The following is a 20,281-nucleotide window of genomic DNA, read 5'->3' as shown; positions in this document are numbered from 1 at the left end:
TTTTGCTGGAAATGCCCTATAACGCAATTCGAATTCGCGGAAGTCGCAAGCCGTTTCGATTGGAACTACGGAATGATGTCGAAATCACTGAAAATCTGGTTGGCAGCTGCGGGCCTTTCCGCTGTCGCATTGGCGTCTGCTGCGGCCAATCCCTCGATTGCCGTGGATGTGGCAACCGGCAAGGTCTATGGGCAGCAGGATGCGTTCCAGCGCTGGTATCCCGCTTCCCTGACGAAGATGATGACGGCCTATGTGGCATTCCGCGCGCTTCAGTCGGGCCAGATGACGCTGGAATCGCCGGTGCGCATGACGGTCAATGCCGCCAAGGAACCGCCGAGCAAGATGGGTTACAAGCCCGGATCGGTCATGACGCTCGATACGGCGCTGAAGATCATGCTGGTGAAATCGGCCAATGACGTTGCGGTTGCCGTCGCCGAAGCCGTGGGCGGGACGGAATCCGCCTTCGTGCAGCGCATGAATGCGGAAGCGCAGCGCATCGGCATGGTGGGCTCGCATTTCGCCAATCCGAACGGGCTGCACGATCCCCAGAATTACACGACGGCGCGCGATCTTGCGGTTCTGGGCGTGCAATTGCGCCGCGAGTTTCCGCAATATGCACATTATTTCGCGACCGAGGCGATCGATCCGGGCGCAGGCAAGAAGGTGCAGGCCAATTACAACATTCTGCTTGGCCGCTATGACGGCGCAGATGGTATGAAGACCGGCTTCGTCTGCGCATCCGGTTTCAACCTCGCAAGCTCGGCCACCCGCAATGGCCGCACCGTGCTGGCAATCGTTCTGGGCGCGGACCGGCAGGAAGCGCGCGCGGTTCAGGCCGCACAGCTGATGACCGATGCTTTCCGCGCCAGTGCCAATGTCAGTGCCAGTGCCGGGGGCGTGACGCTGGCGACGCTGCGTCCGACGGCGGGCGGTAATCTCAACCAGGCCAACGATATGCGCAAGGCGATCTGCAGCCAGCAAGCCATGGCCGACCGCTGGGATGGCCGCGATGTCGAAGGCAAGCTGAAGATCAATTCGCCCTATATTCACGCGATGGATCGCGATCCGGTTCCGGTTCGCGTGGGTCTGGTGTCCGAGCCGGGGCCGATCACCCGGCCGAGCCAGCTCGACATTTCGCAGATTCCCGTGCCAATGCCGCGTCCGCAGCGGGCGGCGGGCGTGACCACGGCCATCAACTGACATGCGAAATCCCATTCCCGTTTCCGTGCTGACCGGCTTTCTCGGTTCAGGCAAGACGACGCTTCTCAACCGGCTTCTGAAAGACCCGGCCCTGAGTGACACGGCGGTCATCATCAATGAGTTCGGCGAGGTCAGCATCGATCATCTGCTGGTCGAGCAGGCGAGCGAGGGCGTGATCGAGCTTGCCGACGGCTGCCTGTGCTGCACGGTGCGCGGCGAGCTGGTGGATACGCTGGCCGATTTGATCGACCGGCTGCAGACCGGGCGCATCAAGGCGCTGAAGCGCGTCATCATCGAAACCACCGGCCTTGCCGACCCGGCGCCGGTGCTGCATTCGATCATGGGCCATCCGGTGCTCATGCAGGCTTTCAGGCTCGACGGGGTTCTGGCGACGGTGGACGCCGTCAACGGCATGGCGACACTCGACAATCACGAGGAAGCCGTCAAGCAGGCGGCAATGGCCGACCGCATCGTGCTGACCAAGACCGATCTGCCGGAAGCGCAGGCAGGGCTGGCGGCGTTGAAGGCGCGTCTCCATGCGCTCAACCCAGGCGCGGATATTCTGGAAGCCGGTGAACAGCGCAGGGGCTATGCCGCGCTTTTCGAATGCGGGCTTTATAACCCGGAAACAAAATCGGCGGATGTGCAGCGCTGGCTGAGGGCGGAAGCCTATGAGGACGATCATCATGGTCATGACCATGTGTGCGGGCCGGATTGCGACCACGACCATCACCACCATGATCACCATCAGGGCCACCATCAGGGCCACCATCAGGGTCATGCGCATCATCATCACCATGACGATGCCATCCGCTCCTTCTCGCTGCGTCACGACGCGCCGATCCCGCTCTCGACCTTCGACATGTTCCTCGATCTTCTGCGTTCGACGCATGGCGAGAAGCTGTTGCGGGTGAAGGGCATTGTGCAGATTGCCGAAGACCCGGACCGTCCGGTGGTCATCCACGGCGTGCAGAAGATTTTCCATCCGCCCGCGCGCCTGCCGCACTGGCCGCAGGACAAGCATGAGACGCTACTGGTGATGATCGTGAAGGATCTGCCGGAAACCTATGTGCGTGAGCTTTTCGATGCGTTTTTGGGACGTCCGGCGCTGGACAGGCCGGACCGTGCCGCGCTGACCGAAAACCCGCTGGCTATTCCCGGTTTCTCGCCCCGGAACTGATACTTACTTCTTGCGAATGAGAAAGCGTTGCAGCGTGCCTTCCCGCTGCTGCGCGATGAGGGCGTGGCCTTCCTGCGTGCAGAAATGCGGGACGTCGATGCCTGACAGCGGATCGGTCGCCTCTACCCAGAGAAGCGCGCCGCTTGGCATTTTTTCCAGACGATTGCGGGTTTTCAAAACCGGAAGGGGGCATTTAAGCCCCCTCAGGTCGTAAACAGGAACGTCATCCTGCAAAGTCGTCAGTTCCCGATGATCTTCCACCACGGCTTCTTCGGTTCGGCGGCTGCGACAGGTGCCGGCTGTTCGACATTCTGCGCCACCGTGCTGGCGGTCGTCATTGAAGAGACTTGGGAAGATACCTGGGGAGCAGCGGCCTGTGCAGACGCTGCCGGGTTCGGCTGCGGTGCGGGCACGGCTGCGGGCATGGCTACGGACTGTGTTGCAGGGACGGCCACCGGCTGCGGCGTCGCGGCAATGGCTGTCGGCTGTACGGACGGCGTTGCCGGGCGAATGTCCGGCGCACCCGCCTTTTCAGCGGAAGAAGGCGAAAGCGACGGCGGCTCGCGCGTCACCTTTTCGCCGCGCGCACGCGCTGCACTCCAGGCGGAGACGAGCTTGGCCTCGGCAATGCCCTGAATGGACGGCGCCGGTGCCTTCTGGCTGGCGCTGAATGCCGACTGGAAGGTCTTTTCATACGACGCATAGGACATGGCCTCGCCGCCAGCAGAGGGCGGGCAGGCATCCGTCGGGGACAGCGGCTGGCCATCCGGCGTCGATACGTTGAAGACGTAGCGCTTCTCGCAGACATCGACCTTCGGCGGGACCTTGGTGGTCTCAAACGCGTCGTAACCCTGCTTCAGCATCTTCCAGAAGGAATAATTCGGGTCGTTCTTGTAGCGCGCCATGTTGGCGGCGGTCATGCGGAACGGGAATGCCTGAATCTGGAAATCGCGCTGGCCGCCCTTGAAGGCGTCGCGACCAAAGGCGTAAATCTCGGCGACCTGTTCGTCGGTCATCGAATAGCAGCCCGATGACGAGCAAGCGCCATGCACCATCAGGTGCTGGCCAGTGCGGCCATTGGCGCGGTCATAGGCGTTGGGAAAGCCGATGTTGAACGACAGATAATAGTTCGAATTCGGATTCATCTGCGCGGGGCGGACGGTGTAGAAACCTTCCGGCGCCTGACGGTCGCCCTCGATATATTTCGGCCCGAGCTTGCCCGACCATTTGCAGATTTCATAGGATGCAATCTGGTCGTATTTGCCGTTGTTCTTCTGCTTCCAGACCTCGAGAGTGCCTTCTTCCTTGAAGATGCGCACCATGATCGGCGACGTGCGGGTCATGCCCTTCGCCTTCATCTTCGCAACAACCTTTTCGGGAAGCGGTTTTTCAGCCCTGAGGCTCAGATCGGATACGGACGAACCCTGACAGCCCGCGAGGAGCGCGGTTGCCATTACGGAGGCTAGAATTGCGGTTCTGATCTTCATGTCGCATCAAGTCTGTTAGAGCTACGCCAGAGACTTTATGAGCAAAAGTCAATTTCCTGAAGGTCCAATCCTATAAACGAAACCTTACGGTATCGTTTATGAATTCTTGCTCAGATAGCTAAAATCCAGCGCGTCGGCAATATGGCCGAATTTGCAGCATGATGCAAATCCGGGAAGCGCGAGGCTTCCCGGATGCAATATCAATCAAGTGATGATGAAAATCAGAGGTTGCGGCCGATTGCGAGGAACTTCTGGCGGCGTTCCTGCTTCAGCGTTTCGCCGTCGACATCCTTCATCGAACGCAGCGATGCGGTGATGATGTCGCCAGCCGCATCGATGACGGCTTCCTTGCCGCGATGCGCGCCGCCCATGGGTTCGGGAATGATGCCGTCGATGACCTTGAGGTCGAACAGGTCCTGCGCGGTGATGCGCATGTTGGAGGCGGCATCCTTGGCGCGGGTCGAATCATGCCAGAGGATCGAGGCCGCGCCCTCGGGCGAGATCACCGAATAGATCGAATGCTCAAGCATATAGACGCGGTTCGCCACCGCGATTGCAATCGCGCCGCCGGAGCCGCCTTCACCGATGATGATCGAGATGACCGGAACGCGCAGCTTGAGGCATTCCGCCGTCGAGCGGGCGATGGCTTCCGCCTGTCCACGCTCTTCGGCGCTGACGCCCGGATAGGCGCCTGCCGTGTCGACAAAGGTGATGAGCGGCAGCTGGAAACGGTCGGCCATTTCCATGATGCGGACGGCCTTGCGATAGCCTTCCGGGCGAGCCGAGCCGAAATTGTGCCTGAGGCGCGTCTTGGTGTCGGAACCCTTTTCCTGTCCGATGATCGCGACGGCCTGGCCGTTGAAGCGACCGAAACCGGCCTGGATGGCTTCGTCATTGGCGAATTTGCGGTCACCGGCAAGCGGGGTGAATTCGGTGAACAGCCGGTCGATATATTCCAGGCAGTGCGGACGGTCCGGATGGCGGGCGATCTGCGCCTTCTGCCATGGGGTCAGCTTGCGGTAGATGTCCTTCAGCGCATCGGCCGAACGCTTCTCGAGGCGACGAATCTCGTCGCTCATCTCGACGCTGCCCTGTTCCTGCGCGAGCTTCTTCAGCTCAAGAATCTGGCCTTCGAGGTCGGCGACGGGTTTTTCAAAATCGAGATAGTTGTACATCGGGCCTGACTGTTCGTGCTTTTTCCAAAGGGAGTAGCGCTATTGCGAGCCTGAAAAAGGCTGTTTTACGGCGCCTTACATATTCACTGCGGGCTCATCTTGCAAATTTTCGGTTTTCTCATAACCGGACAGAAGCTAATCGGCAAGCGGATGATGCTCGCTGACAAGCTTATGCAGTCTTTCCTCCAGCACATGCGTATAGATTTGCGTTGTGGAAATGTCGGCATGGCCGAGCAATTGCTGCACGGTGCGCAGGTCCGCCCCGTTCTGCAAAAGATGGCTGGCAAAGGCATGGCGAAGCACGTGCGGCGAGATGGCGGCTGCCGACAAGCCCGCTCGTGCCGCAAGCCCCTTCAATTCGCGGGCAAAAACCTGGCGCGCCAGATGGCCGCTTTCCGAAAAAGCCGGAAACAGCCATGGATTATCGTCGCTGCCGGGCAAGGAATCCCGCAAGGTCAGAAAACGTTGCAAGGCTTCGCGCGCCTTGGGCGAAAGCGGAACCATGCGTTCCTTGGAACCCTTGCCGCGCACCAGCAGAAAACGATGGTCAGTGCGCGCGACGGTGACGGGCAGGCCCACAAGTTCCGAGACGCGAAGCCCAGTGGCATAAAGCGTTTCGAGAAGCGCATGAAGGCGCAGCGCCTTGATGCGCTCGGCTGGCTCCGTTGTTTCATCGGCTTCAAGCACTGCCCGGTCGAGAAGCCGGGTGACGTTTTCGACGCTCATGATCTTCGGCAGCGGCTTTTGCTTTTTGGGCGCATCGACGGTGCCGGTCGGGTCGTCCTGCCGATAGCCTTCCGAATAGAGAAAGCGGAAGAACTGGCGCAGCGCCGACAGGCGCCGGGCCTGCGAGGTGGCGGCAAAGCCTTCCGTCGCCATGGCATCGATGGCGCTGCGGATATGGTCCGGCCCGGCCTCGGTGAGATTGACGCCGCGGGCTGCCAGCACTTCCGCCACCGCTTCCAGATCGCGCCGGTAGGATTCAAGCGTGTTTTCCGCCGCTCCGCGTTCGGCGCTCATCATTTCCAGAAAATTCTCGATCGCCAGCGATGCGCGCATCGTCACTCCTGCGGTGTCTGTGGCGATTGGGTGTCCGTGCCGGCGGTTTCCGCCGGGGCAGGCTCGGCCGTGGGGCGCGCGATCGTGACCGGCTTCAGTTTCGAGGACGGAATTTCGACGGTAATCTCGCGCGTGTCGGGCTCCACGAAATTGGCAAGCGCATACATCGCGCCATAGATGATGGCGGCGGCAAGGGCGAGAAAGGTGACGAGGCGCGTCAGCGTGGGCATGCATCTTTTATGCTGTGGCATTGAGACGAAAGCAAGGAGGGCGGACGAAAGCGAGGATGGTGACGAAAGAGCGGGCAAAAAAAGCCCTGCTTCCGGTCCTCCGCATCGCGAAAACCAATCAAAGCAATTGACGTCGCCCCGTTTTTCATGTGGAACCGGAACAAATGGACGAGGTCAATGAGCAGTACGGCAAAACAAAACAATCTACATGAGAAAGCGGCGCAGATCCGCGATCTGCTCGGTTCGAAAGTCGTGGTGCTTGTGGGGCTGATGGGCGCGGGCAAATCCACCGTCGGGCGCAAGGTGGCGAGCCTGCTCGGCCTGCCGTTTCGCGATGCCGATACGGAGATCGAAGCGGTTTCCCGCATGACCATTCCCGAACTGTTTGAAGCCTATGGCGAGGTCGAATTCCGCGATCTGGAACGCCGCGTCATCATGCGCCTTCTGGAAGACGGGCCGATGGTGCTGGCAACCGGCGGCGGGGCCTATATGAATGCCGAAACACGCGCTGCAATTGCGCGGGCAGGCGTTTCCATCTGGCTCAATGCCGAGATCGATATTCTGATGGAGCGCGTCTCGCGCCGTCAGAACCGCCCGCTTTTGAAAAACAGCGATCCGCGCGGCGTCATGCAGCGGCTGATGAACGAGCGTTATCCCGTCTATGCGCTGGCCGATATGGAACTGATGTCGCGTGACGACAAGAAGGAAGTGATCGCCGCCGAACTGATCGATGTTCTGGCCGATCATCTCGAAAGATTAGAGGCATAAGGGCTGTCAGACCGACAGAACCGGTAATGTCCTCGCATGTATTGGAGACTACGCATGAACGCGCCTTCCATCGCCGGTGTCACCACCGTTCCCGTGTCGCTCGGCGACCGCTCCTATGATATCCTCATCGGTAAGGGACTGGTTGACCGTGCGGGCGAGGAAGTGGCAGAGCGTCTGAAAGGCGTGCGCGTGGCGGTGGTGACGGACGAGAATGTCGCCAAGGCGCATCTTGAGCGCCTGACCGAAAGCTTCGTCAGGACCGGTATCGATGTGACGCCGGTGATTGTCACGCCAGGCGAGAAATCAAAATCCTTTGCAACGCTGGAAACCGTCACCAATGCCGTCCTGGCGGCGCGGCTGGAACGCGGCGATGCGGTGGTGGCGTTTGGCGGCGGCGTGGTTGGCGATCTTTCGGGCTTCGTTGCCGGGATCGTGCGGCGCGGCATGAATTTCGTGCAGATGCCGACCTCGCTGCTGTCGCAGGTGGATTCCTCCGTTGGCGGCAAGACCGGCATCAACACCGCCCACGGCAAGAACCTCGTCGGCGTCTTCTATCAGCCGCAGCTCGTGCTGGCCGATACGGACGTGCTCGATACGCTGAGCCCGCGTGAATTTCGGGCCGGTTATGCCGAAGTTGCGAAATATGGCCTGATCGACCGCCCGGACTTCTTCGAATGGCTGGAAAAGAACTGGCAGGAGGTTTTTTCAGGCGGCGCGGCGCGGACGGAAGCCATCGCCGAGTCCTGCCGCTGCAAGGCGGCTGTCGTTGCGCGTGACGAGCGCGAAACCGGCGACCGCGCGCTTCTCAATCTCGGCCATACGTTCGGCCATGCGCTGGAAACGGCGACCGGCTACGATTCCAGCCGCCTCGTGCATGGCGAGGGCGTCGCCATCGGCATGGCGCTGGCGCATCGCTTCTCGGTCAAGATGAACCTCTGCGGCATCGAGGATGCGGAGCGCGTCGAAGCGCATCTGAAGGCCGTCGGCCTGCCCTATCGGCTGTCGGATGTGCCGGGCGGATTGCCGCCGGCAGAAAAACTGATGGATTATATTGCGCAGGACAAGAAAGTGGCGCGCGGCGCGCTGACCTTCATCCTGACGCGCGGTATTGGCCAGTCCTTCATTGCAAAGGACGTGCCGCCAGCCGCCGTGCTGGAATTTCTGAAAGACCGTCTGGAAACGAAATAATACCAAGTTAACTGATTGAGACTTGGTTAGGCTCGTGCGGCGATTGAGCAACTTCAGGGCGTGATGCGTCAGCATCCTGGCGCCCTGCTATAAGAGGACAAGGCGAATGGCTTTCGGGCTTTGGGTCATGTGCGGCATCATCCTGCTCTGCGTCATTCTCTCGGCGTTTTTCTCAGGCTCCGAAACGGCGCTGACCGCCGCCTCACGGGCCCGCATGCTTACGCTCGAACATAATGGCGACGAGCGAGCGGGGCTGGTCCAGCGCCTTATCAGCCGCCGCGACCGGCTGATCGGCGCGCTTCTGATCGGCAACAACCTCGCCAATATTCTGGCTTCCTCGATTGCCACCAGCATCTTTTTGAACCTGTTCGGCGATGCGGGCGTCGCCTATGCCACGCTGGCGATGACGATCATTCTGGTCATCTTCGCTGAAGTGCTGCCGAAATCCTGGGCAATTTCCGGTCCCGACCGTTTTTCGCTGGCGGTTGCGCGCGGCGTGTCGCTTGTCGTCCTGATCCTCGGTCCGATTTCCAGTGCCGTGAACTGGATCGTGCGCGCGATCCTCAAGCTGTGCGGCGTCAATCTGGCGGCAGGCCGTTCCATGCTGAGCCCGCAGGAGGAACTGCGCGGCGCGGTGGAGGTGCTGCATCGCGACAAGTCGCTCATCAAGGAAGACCGCGACCAGCTGGGCGGCCTCCTTGACCTCAAGGAACTGGAAGTCAGCGACGTGATGGTGCACCGGACCTCGATGGGCACTGTCAATGCCGATGCCGCGGCGGAAGAGATCGTGCGCGATATTCTGGCGAGCCCCCACACGCGCATGCCGCTCTGGCGCGACGATATCGACAATATTGTCGGCATTATCCACACCAAGGATCTGCTGCGCGCGCTCTACGATGTCGACAATGATTTCACCCGCATCGACATCATGAAGGTCGCGCGCAAGCCGTGGTTCGTGCCCGACACGACGACATTGCAGGACCAGCTCGACGCCTTCCTCCGCCGCAAGGCGCATATCGCCATCGTCGTCGATGAATATGGCGATGTGCAGGGACTGGTGACGCTGGAGGACATTCTGGAAGAGATCGTCGGCGATATTGCCGACGAGCACGATATCGACATGCAGGGCGTTCGCCTGCAGCCTGACGGCTCGGTGATCGTCGACGGATCGCTGCCGATTCGCGATATCAACCGTGCGCTTGATTGGTCCTTGCCGGATGAAGAAGCGACCACGATTGCCGGTCTCGTCATTCATGAGACCCAGACGATCCCGGAAGTGAAGCAGGCTTTCACTTTCCATGGGAAACGCTTTTCCGTGCTCAAGAAGGAAAAGAACCGCCTGACGCGCTTGCGCATCGTGCCGCTCGACGCCGATGGAAAACCTGCCCCGATTGTTGCGGCTTTACCGCGCTGACAGCCCTTCAGACGAACTGTTGCAGCCGCCCTTCGATGCCGTGCAGGCCTCCCGTCACGACGGCAGTGGCAAACCGGCAAAAAACAAAATAGCCTTCGTGCAAAAGCGAGGAGAGAAAATGTACCCCGATATCAAGGAAGCCAACGGCGCGTGTCACTGCGGCACCGTGCGTTTTCGCGTCAAATTATCGAACGGCCTGCATACGGCCCGGCGCTGCACCTGTTCCTATTGCCGGATGCGCGGGGCCGTGGCGGTTTCGGCTGATCTTGGCGGGCTGGAAATCCTTGAAGGCGAAGACGCGCTGACGCTCTACACCTTCAATACCGGCATAGCGAAACACTATTTCTGCTCGAAATGCGGGATTTACACCTTCCACCAGCGCCGCTCCAATCCGAACCAGTACGGCGTGAATGCCGCCTGTCTGGAAGGCGTCTCACCGTTTGATTTCAAAGCTGTTCCGGTCAGCGACGGCGTGAATCACCCGTCCGACACTCCAAACCGAAAGGGGTCGGGTGTGGTGGGGTATCTGCGTTTTGAGCCAGCCGTTGACGGAGACTAATTCCGCGCCCGTTGCTTCTGTTCGTTCTTCTCCCTTGAAAACACCGTGGGCGGCAGCGGGTCGAGGCCGCGAATAATGTCCGCTCCCTTTTCGCCGATCATGATGGTCGGCGCATTGGTGTTGCACGATGGAACACGCGGCATGACCGAGCTGTCACAGACCCGCAGGCCCTCCAGTCCTCGCACCTTAAGATCGAGATCGACAACGGCCATGGCATCGGTTCCCATCTTGCAGGTGCCGACCGGATGATGATCGGTCTTGGCATTGGCGCAGGCATAATCGAACAGCTCGTCATCGCTGGCGACCTTCGGCCCCGGCAGGCGCTCGGCCATGACATAGGGCTTCAAGGCGTCCTGGCTCATGATTTCGCGGGCGATCTTCAGGCCTTCGAGCGACATTTTGCGATCATGCGGATCGCTCCAGTAATTGGGATCGATCAGGGGGGCGACTGTCGGATCGCTGGAGGCAAGCCGTATCGTCCCGCGCGAACGCGGATGCAGATAGGCGGAATTGAGCGTCACGCCGGCATTCTTGAGCTTCTCGACACCGGCTTCAATGCCTGATCCCAGCCCCAGATGGAACTGGATATCCGGCGAGCGGGCATCCGGGTCCGCATACCAGAAACCACCGGTTTCAAACAGGCTGGATGCCACCGGGCCGGAACGCAACAGCATATATTGCAGGCCTGCGGCAAGCGTGCGGTGCAGCTTTGCCACGCCGTCATAGGTGTGGTCGCCGGTGCATTCGGCGATGACAAACAGGTCGAGATGATCCTGCATGTTTTCGCCCACCCCCGGCAGATCGTGTTTCACACCAACGCCGACCTTTTTCAGATGATCGGCGGGGCCGATACCCGATTGCAGCAGGAGCTTCGGTGAGCCGATAGCGCCGGACGAGACAATCACCTCGCGGTTTGCGCGCAAGACCTCGCCGCTCATCAGCGCAACGCCGGTTGCGCGCGTCTTCTCAAGCACGACGTTGGCTACCTGTGCATTCATGCGGATTGTCAGATTCTGGCGCCCCTTGATCGGCGCGAGATAGGCAAGCGAGGCCGAGGAGCGGCGGCGGTTGCGCTGGGTGAGCTGGTAAAAGCCGACGCCCGCCTGCTCACGCCCGTTGAAATCGGGATTATAGGGAATGCCCAGCTCCTGCCCGGCGCGGATATAGGCATCGCAGATCGGCAATGGCGCGGAAGGCATCGAAACGCCCAGCGGCCCGCCATAGGAATGATAATCATCGTTGAAGCGCTGATTGTCCTCGGCGCGTTTGAAATAGGGCAGCACATGGCGATAGTCCCAGCCGGTGCAGCCATCCTCTCCGGCCCAGAGATCATAATCGGCGGCATTGCCGCGCGTATAAATCTGCGCATTGATCGAGGAGCCGCCGCCGATGACTTTCGCCTGCGTATAGCGCAGCACGCGGTTTTTCAGGTGCTTTTGCGGAACGGTTTCAAAACCCCAGCTGGCAACGCCCTTGGTCATCTTGGCGAAACCCGCAGGCATGTGGAACAGCGGATTCCAGTCGCTTCCGCCCGCCTCCAGCAGCAGCACTTTTGTCGACGCATCTTCGCTCAGGCGATTGGCGAGAACGCAACCGGCGGGCCCGCCGCCGACGATGATATAATCGTAATCCATCGCGCTACCCTTACAGTTTTGCAATCGACAGGCCGCCATCGGCATGGATCGCCGAGCCTGTCGCAAAGATGAAATCGCCACCGGCAAGCCCGGCCACGATCGCGCCGACATCGCCCGCCTCGCCCCAGCGCTTCATCGGCACCAGACCGGCTTCGATCAGTCCGTCATAACGCTCGGCAACTTTAGCTGTCATATCGGTGCGGATGATGCCGGGGCGCACCTCGAACACGCCAATCCGCGCTTCGGCAAGACGCAGCGCCAGCCCCTGCACGAAGGCGGTGAGGCCTGCCTTGCTGATGCAGTAATCAAGCCGCTCGGGCGAGGTCATCACCGACGAAACAGAACTGATGGTTATGATGCTGCGTGGAAAGCGCACTTCGGCTGCGGCCAGCATGGCCTTCACCACGGCCTGCGTGAAAAACACCGTGCCGCGCAGGTTCACATCCATGATCGTGTCGAAGTTCTCAGGCTTCAGCCCCAGAAAATCGCCGCGCTCGACCGAACCCATGCCTGCATTGTTGACGAGGCAATCGATGCCGCCGAATTCCTTCATCACCGCGGAAACGGTTTTCTCATGCATTCCAACGGCGGCGAGATCGCTTTCAAAGAAAGCCACCTTTCCGCCAAGACCGCGCAATTCATGCGCGACGGCCTCGTCGCATTCACGGTCGGTGATCGCCAGATCGAAACCCTTGGCGGCAAGCGCGCGGGCAATGCCAAGCCCGATCCCGCGCCGCCCGCCGGTCACCAGCGCCACAGGTCTTTGACGGTTCATGCCAGCACCTCCCGGTTCAAATGGTCCGCCACGCGCAGGGCTTGCGCGGCAATGGTCAGCGCCGGATTGACCGCCGCCGATGTCGGCAGGAATGACGCATCGACCACATGGAGATTGGGATGGTCATAAGCGCGGCACCAGGGATCAAGCGGTGCCGTCGCCGGATCGTTGCCGATGCGCACCGTGCCACATTGATGCGACGGCGTGCGCCGATCAAAGGCCCGCGACAGCACCACCGGAAAGCCCGCCGCACGCAGCGCAGATTTGAGCTTTTCCACCAGCATCAGATGCGCCTTCCAGTTGCTGCGCATCCAATGCAGGACGATGCGGTCGCCATCCACGCTCACGCGGCTTTCCGGCGATGGCAGGTCTTCGCTCATGGCGTAGAAATCGATTGTATGCCCGGCAATGCGGTTCAACAGCCATTCGGGCACTTGGCGCATATTGGATTTCAGGATCGCCCCCGACACGCGACCCAGCAATTGCACATTGCCGAGCGGCGGCCCGCCTGCCCCGTCCGACAGATAATAATCGTTAAAACCGAATGTCTTCTGGTAGACGCTGTCATTGCGATAGCGCGGATCGAAAGCGATCACCGCACTGGAATTATGATTCATGAAATTGCGGCCGACCTGATCGGAACGGTTCGCCAGTCCCGAACGCAGCAGAAGCGCCGCCGACTGCACAGCGCCCGCTGAGAGAATAACCAGCTTCGGGCGCAGGACCAGCGCCTCACCGTTCTTCACATAATGCACCGCCACAATAGTCTTTCCATCCGGCCCCGCTTCCAGCCGCGTCACACGCGCGGAAGTTTCGAGCCGGACATTCCGATATTGAAGCGCTTGCGCAAGCGGGCAGCTTTCCGCGTCCATCTTGCCGTCATCGCAATTGGGATGCGCGTCCCACGGCGTCTTGGCCTTTGCCAGCCAGCGCTCGATATCAACACCCAATGGCAAGGAAGCTGGATGAAGTCCCGCCTTTTTCAGCCGCGCCCGCACATCGGCAATCGGGCGCTCGTCGCGCACCGGCGCATAAGGATATGGCTTTGAATGATGCGGCTCGGTCGGGTCGTCGCCCAGTTCGCCGCGCACCTGAAACAGCTCTTCCGCCTTGCAATACCACGGCTCCAGTTCCTCATAGGCAAAGGGCCATGCGGGCGACACGCCTTCCAGATGCGCCAGCTCCTCAAAATCCTCGCGCCGATAGCGGATCAGCACCGCGCCATAGAATTTGGAATTGCCGCCGACATTGTAATAATTGCCGGGATTGAAAGGCGTGCCGTCCGGCTCATGCCAGAACTCTTGCGGGCGGAAGAAACCGCGCTGAAAAATGGCGCGCGGGTCGCGGTTTTCCGGCCTGTCGGCCAGGCGCTCTCCCGCCTCCAGAATAAGAATATCCGCGCCCGATGCGGCAAGACCGGCGGCCATTGTCGCGCCGCCGATACCCGATCCGATAATGACGATATCCGGCTGTCCTCCCAAAGCCGTTACTCCCTACCTAGCCTGCGGCATCCACCAGCCCGTCCGCGCACCGATATGCATGTTGAGCGTCTTGGTCTCGGTGTAATCCTCCACCGCATGACGCCCCAATTCGCGCCCCAGACCGGACTGGCGATAGCCGCCGAAAGGCAGTTCCGGCGTGCCGTCCATGAATGTATTCATCCAGACAGTACCCGCCCGCACCTTGCGCCCGATGGTCATGCAGGTATCGAAATCGCGGCTCCACACGCCCGCCGAAAGCCCGTAATCAACCGCATTGGCAATCGAGATCGCCTCATCCACCGTATCGAAGGACAGCACCGACAAAACCGGCCCGAACACTTCCTCGCGCGCCACGGCCATGTCGGCCTTTACACCGGCAAGGATGGTCGGTCCCATATATTGGCCAAGGCCGAGGTCCAGCACATCGCCGCCATGGGCAATCGCAGCGCCTGCCTTTTTGGCCTGATCGACATAGGCGCCAACCTTTGTCAGATGCTGCGGCGTGATGATCGCGCCGACCTGCGTGCTGACATCAAGCGGATCGCCAACGATCACCTTTTTCGACAGATCGGCCACACGCCCGACAATCTCATCGACAATCGAACGGTGCACGATCAGGCGCGACCCGGCATTGCAGCACTCGCCCGCATTGAACCACGCGCCGAACACCGCCGCGTCGATAAAGGCATCCATATCCGCATCCGGGAACAGGATTTGCGGGTTCTTGCCGCCAAGCTCCAGCGACACTTTCTTAAGCGTTTGCGCCGCATTGGCCATGGTCAGCTTGCCGACGCCGGTCGAGCCGGTGAACGACACCATGTCCACATCCGGATGCGTGCTCATATGCTGGCCGACATCGGCACCCGTTCCGGTGACGATATTGACGACGCCGTCCGGCACACCTGCCTCGGCCAGAATTTCACCGAGCAGCAATGTCGAGCCAGAGGTCAGTTCCGAAGGCTTCACCACTGCGGTGCAACCGGCAGCCAGCGCGAAAGGCAGCTTTTGCCCGACGATCAGGAACGGGAAATTCCACGGCGTAATGATAGAAACAACGCCAATTGCCTCGCGCAGCACGACACCAAGCGTGCCATCACCCAGCGTGTTGTAGCTTTCGCCATGCAGGTCGCGTGCAAGCGCTGCCGCATAACGCCAGATATCGACAGCGCCACCGATTTCTCCCCGCACTTGGCTAATTGGTTTGCCGGCTTCAATCGCATCGAGATAGGCAAGCTCTTCCGCCCGCGCCTCGATCAGATCAGCGGCTTTCAGCAGCACCAGCGAACGCTGCGAAGCAGTTTTCGACGACCAGCGCCCATCATCGAAAGCCTTGCGGGCGCTCGCAACGGCGCGTTCCACATCGGCCTTGTTGCCCGCCGGATAACGGCTGACGGTGACGCCATGGCCGGGCGCCACGCGCTCAATCGTTTGGCCGCTCTCACTTTGCACCCATTTGCCATCGATCAGCATGGAGAATTCGCGGACTTCCAGCCCGGTCAACGGCTGCGGTTTCACAACAACGCTCATCACCATTTTCCTTCAAAATTCGCTTCGCGCTTTTCGGTAAACGAGCGCACGCCTTCTTTCAGATCGCCGGTCTTGGCGACGAGGATGGACCCCAGCGCCTCGACGGCGGTTCCGTTGTCCTCGCCATTGGCGACAGACAGCATCAGCTTGGAAATTTCGAGCGCTGCCGGTCCGCGTTTTGCCACCCGCGCCGCATAATCCTGCGCCGCCTGCAAGGCTTCGCCCGTATCGACCACATGATCGACCAGTCCATGCGACAGCGCTTCGTCTGCCGTGAACATTTCGCCGCCCAGCACCATGCGGCGCACGATCTGCGCCCCGAAACGGCGCACAAGGCGCTGCGTGCCCGACCATCCGGGCACCATGCCGAGCGAGGTTTCCGGCAGGCCGATCTTCGCCTGCCGCTCGACAATGCGGATATCGGCAGCGCCCGCCAGTTCCAGCCCGCCGCCCAGCGCATGACCGTTCATCGCCGCGATCAATGGCACACGCAAAGTCGCAAGCCGCTCAAACACGCGATGCCCGTAGCGCACCCAGGCATGGCCGAATTCTTGCGGTTCCATACCGCCCCAGGCCTTGATGTCGCCGCCTGCGGAAAAAGCCTTGCCCTCACCGGTCAGGATCGCAACCCGCACGCTGCTGTCAGCCTCCACCCGGTCACAGGCGGCAGACAATTCCTGCAAAAGCTCGATGTCGAAGGCATTGAGCTTTTCGGGCCGCTTGATCGTCATGACGGCGATGTGGTTTTCGATGGCAATTTCTATTCTGTCAGCCATGTTGCGCCTCCAGCTTTCGGGCAGGTTTTTGCGGCAGCGAAAGCCCGATTGGTTCTTCGCGGAACAGCGCCTCATCCATGGTCTTGAGCCGGTCAGAGACAATCAGCGGAAACTCGGCTTGATCCAGAATATGCGCCTGCAAGTCGATACCGGGCGCAATCTCGGTCAGCACGATGCCGTCCGCCGTCAGCTTCATCACGGCGCGCTCGGTGACATAGGTAATGTCCTGCCCCTGCTGGACGCCACGCGGGCCGGAGAAGGTGACATGCTCGACTTGCGTGACAAGCTTTTTCAGCTTGCCTTCTTTCTCGATCACCAGCTTGCCGTCAGCGACCGACAGTTTAGCCCCGGCATTGAACATGCCGGAGAAAACAATCTTCCTGGCGCGCGCGGTAATATCGACAAAGCCGCCAGCACCCGCCGTCACATGCGGACGGAATGAAAGCTTCGACACATTGACCGAACCGTCGCGCCCGATCTCCAGGAAGGACAGAAGCGAGGCGTCAAAGCCCGCCCCCTGAAAATAGGTGAACTGATAGGGCGACGGCATATAGGCGTCGGCATTGGATGCGCAGCCAAAGGCAAAATCCAGCAACGGCACGCCGCCGACAGCGCCCTGCTCGATCACCCATGTCACCGCGCCATGCAGGCCCTCTTCCAGCAGAATGCGCGGCACATTGGCGGAAATGCCAAAGCCAAGATTGACCGCACTTCCCGCCTGCAATTCCTGCGCCACACGCCGCGCAATCGCCTTCTGGATATTGAACTCGGGCAGACGGAACGTATCCAGCGGGCGGAAAATCTCGCCGGAAATAGCCGGATCATAGAGCGTCTGCGTCGTCTGCTTCTGGTCGGGATCGACCACGATATAATCAACCAGAACACCCGGCACGCGCACATCATGCGGCTTCAGCGTGCCTTCCTTGGCAATGCGCTTCACCTGCGCAATGACGATGCCGCCATTGTTGCGTGCCGCCAGCGCCTGATCCAGACCGCCGAGATAGGCACCCTCGTGCTCATAGGTGAGATTGCCGCGTTCATCCGCAGTCGTTGCCCGGATGATGGTGACATGCGGCACGATATTGGGGAAGAACAGCCAGTCCTCGCCCTCAAAGCTGACATGCTTGACGACAGGTTCCTCCCGCGCCTTGTCGTTCATCGCCGTGCCCTGACGCTTGGGATCGACGAATGTATCAAGCCCCACTTTGGTCAGCACGCCGGGGCGCTTGGCGGCAGCTTCGCGGTGCATGTCGAACAATATGCCGGACGGGATATTATAGGCCGGGATCTCGTTATTGGTGATCATCTGCCAGATCAGCGGCGGCTCGGCGCTTGATGGCCCGGACGGATAGGAACCGCCAATGATCTTCTTGAGAAGCCCCTTCTTGGCGATGTAATCGACACCCTTGATGCCGCTCATATCGCCCGCCGCGATCGGGTGCAGCGTGGTGATGTTTTGGGGATGGCCGGTTGCATCGAACCGCTCGCCAATGGCCTTCAGCATCATATCCGGGCAGCCAAGGCCGCTCGATGACGAAACGGAAACCACTGCATTGTCGGGGATAAGTGCAGCGGCTTCTGCAAATGAAATATGCTTGCTCATAAGTCTCAAAGTCCTGAATGAACGGCGGTTGCCTTGCCGGTCTTGGCAGCTTCAGCGACGGCAAGCCCGGTCGCAAGCGACCAGATGCCGTCCTCCAAAGTGGCCGAAGGCTGGCCCCTGCCCTCAATGGCATTGTGGAAAACCTGCAAGGCGGTTTCGTAGAGATTTTTGTGGTCGAGCGGCAATTCGTGCTCGCCGTTCTTGTCACGCAGGATGACGGTTCCCAACGGCTTTTGGGTCATCACATTGCGCGCAATCAGCGAGCCTTCGCTGCCATGCACCTCGAAGCCGGTTTCGGCATATTTGGTGGTGAAGGCATCATGAAACTGGGCAATCGCGCCGGATGGAAAACGCAGAACGCCCATCACGCCGTCTTCCAGCCCTTCGCCACATAAGCCGCCCTGTTGGCTGAAAGCGACCGCTTCGACCGGGTTTTCACCCAGCACAAAACGCAGCGTATCCGCATCATGCACGGTAATATCCAGGATCACGCCGCCGCCCGCATCGGGGCGCTCGATGCGCCAGCCTTGCAGATGCGGCGGCAGGTAAACCGCATGGAAAACGCGGGCACCCAGCACCTTGCCGATCTTGCCCGCAGCAATGGCATCACGCATGGCGCGGTGGCTTGCGGCATTGCGCAAATGATGGTTGGTGCCTGCCACAACGCCCGCCTCGCGCACGGCTTTCAGCATCTGATGCGCGTCGCCGATCGTCAGCGCCAGCGGCTTTTCGCACAGGATATGCTTGCCCGCTTGTGCCGCGGCAATCGCCTGATCGCGATGCAGTTCATTGGTAGTGGAGATATAAACGGCGTCGATTTCCGGGTCGGACAAAAGCGCTTCGAGGCTTGTCACGAAGCGGGCGATCCCGTTTTCACGGGCATAGGTTTCGCCGCGCGCGGCATTGGTGCTGTAGACGGAAACAACTTCCCCGCCGGTCGCGCGAATGGCTCCGATCACCCATTCTTTCGCAATGGTGCTTGCGCCTATAAGGCCCCACTTTGCCACTTGAATTTCTCCTCCGGTTTTCTGAGCGGCGCGCCGCAACTTGCACGCACCGCAAGACGCACCGACAAGCGCTGCGCCTCCGCCTCCACCCGTTCCGAATTGATCTGCTTCAGCAAAAGCTGCGCCGCACGTTCTCCCAAACCTTGCGGATCGACAGCCACGGTCGTCAGTGCTGGAACAGCGGTCTTTGCTTCAATCACATCGTCAAAGCCGACCACGCCGAAATCCCGGCCCGGCTCCAGATTTGCGGCGCGCAGGCCGTCACAAACACCAAACGCCACCGCATCGTTGAAACACACTGCCGCCGTCGGTTTCAGGCCGTGCCGCAGCATCTGTTCGACCGCCTCGACGCCGCCAGCGCGTGATGGGGCGGAGGTAAAGACCAGCGCCTCGTCGAAGCCGATGCCCGCCTGCTCCAGCCCTGCGCGATAACCCGAAACGCGCTCGGCAAACACCGCTATATCCGCATAACCGCCCATGAAGGCGATGGACCTATGCCCCAGCGACACCAGATGCTCGACCGCCTTCGCAACACCGCCGCGATTATCCGAAACGATGGAGGAAACGCCGGCGCCCGGCACCTCGCGAACCATCTGCACAACCGGCAGGCCGCTTTTCGCCAATGGTTTCAGATCACCAGCGTCTGTTCCACGTGCTGGCGAAATAATCAGCCCGGCAATGCCGTGTTCGCGCATCGAAGCAATCACCTCGCGCTGACGGTCAACGCTTTCCGCCGTATTGGCCAGAAACTGCACATAGCCAGCCGACTGCATGACGCGATCCACACCGACGGCAAGTTCGGCAAAGAAACTGTTGGTCAGATCATTGACCACAAGGCCGATGATTTTCGACTTCGCCTGACGGAGATTGGCCGCCGAACGGTTATAGACATAGCCAAGTTTCTCGATTGCCGCCTGAACCTTGGCGCGGGTTTCGGCATGAACCAGCGGACTGTCACGCAGCACCAGCGAGACGGTCGATTTCGACACGCCAGCCTCGCGCGCAATATCGATAACGGTGACGCTGCCCTTGCTCATGATCTGCTCCGGTTTCGATTGCCGATTTAATTGGAACGTTCCAACACTGTCAAGAGCCGAGAGAAAAACCGTTCTGCGCCTTGAGTTCGCCACAATTCAAGCCAGTTTTCGGTTCATGTTTTTTCCGAGAATCCGTATTTGGCGCAAAACACGCTCAAATCACACTTTCGCCACAATTTTT

At 60.3% G+C, this 20,281-nt stretch carries 19 protein-coding genes; 6 read left to right on the top strand and 13 right to left on the bottom strand.

What is annotated here, in order from left to right:
* Positions 1-72: 72 nt before the first annotated feature.
* Together AC0TNJ_RS12230 and AC0TNJ_RS12225 are read left to right on the top strand one after the other, a co-directional pair.
* A complete protein-coding gene (locus AC0TNJ_RS12230) occupies positions 73-1,200 on the top strand; it encodes a D-alanyl-D-alanine carboxypeptidase family protein (protein ID WP_473771299.1) in 1,128 nt (375 codons plus the stop codon).
* Between the two features lies 1 nt (position 1,201).
* Positions 1,202-2,380 (top strand): CobW family GTP-binding protein, encoded by a 1,179-nt coding sequence (locus AC0TNJ_RS12225; RefSeq protein ID WP_473771298.1) that lies wholly within the window; start codon positions 1,202-1,204, stop codon positions 2,378-2,380.
* 3 nt (positions 2,381-2,383) lie between these two features.
* On the opposite strand, the gene AC0TNJ_RS12220 is transcribed toward AC0TNJ_RS12225, so the two are convergent.
* From AC0TNJ_RS12220 to AC0TNJ_RS12200, 5 genes are all read right to left on the bottom strand, one after another.
* The gene (locus AC0TNJ_RS12220) at positions 2,384-2,641 is read right to left on the bottom strand and encodes a sulfurtransferase TusA family protein (protein WP_473768045.1); all 258 of its coding nucleotides are present in this window, start codon (positions 2,639-2,641) and stop codon (positions 2,384-2,386) included.
* The gene (locus AC0TNJ_RS12215) at positions 2,620-3,867 is read right to left on the bottom strand and encodes a L,D-transpeptidase family protein (RefSeq protein ID WP_473771297.1); all 1,248 of its coding nucleotides are present in this window, start codon (positions 3,865-3,867) and stop codon (positions 2,620-2,622) included. Before AC0TNJ_RS12215 ends, AC0TNJ_RS12220 begins: the two co-directional genes overlap by 22 nt.
* A gap of 221 nt (positions 3,868-4,088) precedes the next feature.
* A complete protein-coding gene (locus tag AC0TNJ_RS12210) occupies positions 4,089-5,042 on the bottom strand; it encodes an acetyl-CoA carboxylase carboxyltransferase subunit alpha (protein WP_121999880.1) in 954 nt (317 codons plus the stop codon).
* Positions 5,043-5,177: 135 nt separating this feature from the next.
* On the bottom strand, positions 5,178-6,101 hold the full coding sequence (gene xerD / locus AC0TNJ_RS12205) for a site-specific tyrosine recombinase XerD (protein ID WP_473771296.1): 924 nt from the start codon (positions 6,099-6,101) through the stop codon (positions 5,178-5,180).
* A gap of 2 nt (positions 6,102-6,103) precedes the next feature.
* Positions 6,104-6,331: a hypothetical protein gene (locus tag AC0TNJ_RS12200; RefSeq protein WP_121999878.1), complete on the bottom strand. Its 228-nt coding sequence runs from the start codon at positions 6,329-6,331 to the stop codon at positions 6,104-6,106.
* A gap of 177 nt (positions 6,332-6,508) precedes the next feature.
* Here AC0TNJ_RS12200 and AC0TNJ_RS12195 point away from each other — a divergent pair, with 177 nt between their 5' ends.
* From AC0TNJ_RS12195 to AC0TNJ_RS12180, 4 genes are all read left to right on the top strand, one after another.
* Positions 6,509-7,099 carry a shikimate kinase gene (locus AC0TNJ_RS12195; protein WP_121999877.1) on the top strand — a complete coding sequence of 197 codons (591 nt, stop codon included), beginning with the start codon at positions 6,509-6,511 and terminating at the stop codon, positions 7,097-7,099.
* Between the two features lie 54 nt (positions 7,100-7,153).
* Entirely contained in the window at positions 7,154-8,287 is a 1,134-nt protein-coding gene (aroB, locus tag AC0TNJ_RS12190) for a 3-dehydroquinate synthase (RefSeq protein ID WP_473771295.1), read from the top strand.
* Between the two features lie 106 nt (positions 8,288-8,393).
* Positions 8,394-9,701: an HlyC/CorC family transporter gene (locus AC0TNJ_RS12185; protein WP_473768049.1), complete on the top strand. Its 1,308-nt coding sequence runs from the start codon at positions 8,394-8,396 to the stop codon at positions 9,699-9,701.
* 118 nt (positions 9,702-9,819) lie between these two features.
* A complete protein-coding gene (locus tag AC0TNJ_RS12180; protein WP_473771294.1) occupies positions 9,820-10,260 on the top strand; it encodes a GFA family protein in 441 nt (146 codons plus the stop codon).
* Here AC0TNJ_RS12180 and AC0TNJ_RS12175 read toward each other — a convergent pair.
* Genes AC0TNJ_RS12175 through AC0TNJ_RS12140 form a run of 8 tightly spaced genes read right to left on the bottom strand, consistent with a single transcriptional unit; the run spans position 10,257 to position 20,100 of the window.
* Positions 10,257-11,894, bottom strand: a complete 1,638-nt coding sequence (locus AC0TNJ_RS12175) for a GMC family oxidoreductase (protein WP_473771293.1) — start codon at positions 11,892-11,894, stop codon at positions 10,257-10,259. The two genes, AC0TNJ_RS12180 and AC0TNJ_RS12175, sit on opposite strands and share 4 nt — an antisense overlap.
* 10 nt (positions 11,895-11,904) lie before the next feature.
* Complete coding sequence (locus AC0TNJ_RS12170) at positions 11,905-12,669, bottom strand: 3-ketoacyl-ACP reductase (RefSeq protein WP_473771292.1); 765 nt, start codon at positions 12,667-12,669, stop codon at positions 11,905-11,907.
* Positions 12,666-14,150 carry a GMC oxidoreductase gene (locus AC0TNJ_RS12165; protein ID WP_473771291.1) on the bottom strand — a complete coding sequence of 495 codons (1,485 nt, stop codon included), beginning with the start codon at positions 14,148-14,150 and terminating at the stop codon, positions 12,666-12,668. The genes AC0TNJ_RS12170 and AC0TNJ_RS12165 overlap by 4 nt, the downstream gene beginning before the upstream one ends.
* 12 nt (positions 14,151-14,162) lie before the next feature.
* Positions 14,163-15,683: an aldehyde dehydrogenase family protein gene (locus tag AC0TNJ_RS12160; RefSeq protein ID WP_473771290.1), complete on the bottom strand. Its 1,521-nt coding sequence runs from the start codon at positions 15,681-15,683 to the stop codon at positions 14,163-14,165.
* Positions 15,677-16,453, bottom strand: a complete 777-nt coding sequence (locus tag AC0TNJ_RS12155) for an enoyl-CoA hydratase/isomerase family protein (protein ID WP_473771289.1) — start codon at positions 16,451-16,453, stop codon at positions 15,677-15,679. Before AC0TNJ_RS12155 ends, AC0TNJ_RS12160 begins: the two co-directional genes overlap by 7 nt.
* On the bottom strand, positions 16,446-18,056 hold the full coding sequence (locus AC0TNJ_RS12150; RefSeq protein ID WP_473771288.1) for an acyl CoA:acetate/3-ketoacid CoA transferase: 1,611 nt from the start codon (positions 18,054-18,056) through the stop codon (positions 16,446-16,448). Before AC0TNJ_RS12150 ends, AC0TNJ_RS12155 begins: the two co-directional genes overlap by 8 nt.
* Before the next feature lie 5 nt (positions 18,057-18,061).
* Entirely contained in the window at positions 18,062-19,063 is a 1,002-nt protein-coding gene (locus AC0TNJ_RS12145) for a Gfo/Idh/MocA family protein (RefSeq protein WP_473771287.1), read from the bottom strand.
* Positions 19,042-20,100, bottom strand: a complete 1,059-nt coding sequence (locus AC0TNJ_RS12140; protein WP_473771286.1) for a LacI family DNA-binding transcriptional regulator — start codon at positions 20,098-20,100, stop codon at positions 19,042-19,044. The genes AC0TNJ_RS12145 and AC0TNJ_RS12140 overlap by 22 nt, the downstream gene beginning before the upstream one ends.
* Between the last annotated feature and the right edge of the window lie 181 nt (positions 20,101-20,281).

Source organism: Ochrobactrum sp. PL_is483, assembly GCF_055816855.1.
Note: the sequence above shows the minus strand (reverse complement) of the source record. Positions and strands in the feature narration are given on the sequence as shown.

Bases quoted from the DNA above. Each gene is read 5' to 3' on its own strand.
- AC0TNJ_RS12230 (WP_473771299.1), top strand. From the start codon at position 73: ATGATGTCGAAATCACTGAAAATCTGGTTGGCAGCTGCGGGCCTTTCC.
- AC0TNJ_RS12225 (WP_473771298.1), top strand. From the start codon at position 1,202: ATGCGAAATCCCATTCCCGTTTCCGTGCTGACCGGCTTTCTCGGTTCA.
- AC0TNJ_RS12215 (WP_473771297.1), bottom strand. From the start codon at position 3,867: ATGAAGATCAGAACCGCAATTCTAGCCTCCGTAATGGCAACCGCGCTC.
- AC0TNJ_RS12210 (WP_121999880.1), bottom strand. From the start codon at position 5,042: ATGTACAACTATCTCGATTTTGAAAAACCCGTCGCCGACCTCGAAGGC.
- xerD (WP_473771296.1), bottom strand. From the start codon at position 6,101: ATGCGCGCATCGCTGGCGATCGAGAATTTTCTGGAAATGATGAGCGCC.
- AC0TNJ_RS12200 (WP_121999878.1), bottom strand. From the start codon at position 6,331: ATGCCCACGCTGACGCGCCTCGTCACCTTTCTCGCCCTTGCCGCCGCC.
- AC0TNJ_RS12195 (WP_121999877.1), top strand. From the start codon at position 6,509: ATGAGCAGTACGGCAAAACAAAACAATCTACATGAGAAAGCGGCGCAG.
- aroB (WP_473771295.1), top strand. From the start codon at position 7,154: ATGAACGCGCCTTCCATCGCCGGTGTCACCACCGTTCCCGTGTCGCTC.
- AC0TNJ_RS12185 (WP_473768049.1), top strand. From the start codon at position 8,394: ATGGCTTTCGGGCTTTGGGTCATGTGCGGCATCATCCTGCTCTGCGTC.
- AC0TNJ_RS12180 (WP_473771294.1), top strand. From the start codon at position 9,820: ATGTACCCCGATATCAAGGAAGCCAACGGCGCGTGTCACTGCGGCACC.
- AC0TNJ_RS12175 (WP_473771293.1), bottom strand. From the start codon at position 11,894: ATGGATTACGATTATATCATCGTCGGCGGCGGGCCCGCCGGTTGCGTT.
- AC0TNJ_RS12170 (WP_473771292.1), bottom strand. From the start codon at position 12,669: ATGAACCGTCAAAGACCTGTGGCGCTGGTGACCGGCGGGCGGCGCGGG.
- AC0TNJ_RS12160 (WP_473771290.1), bottom strand. From the start codon at position 15,683: ATGGTGATGAGCGTTGTTGTGAAACCGCAGCCGTTGACCGGGCTGGAA.
- AC0TNJ_RS12155 (WP_473771289.1), bottom strand. From the start codon at position 16,453: ATGGCTGACAGAATAGAAATTGCCATCGAAAACCACATCGCCGTCATG.
- AC0TNJ_RS12150 (WP_473771288.1), bottom strand. From the start codon at position 18,056: ATGAGCAAGCATATTTCATTTGCAGAAGCCGCTGCACTTATCCCCGAC.
- AC0TNJ_RS12140 (WP_473771286.1), bottom strand. From the start codon at position 20,100: ATGAGCAAGGGCAGCGTCACCGTTATCGATATTGCGCGCGAGGCTGGC.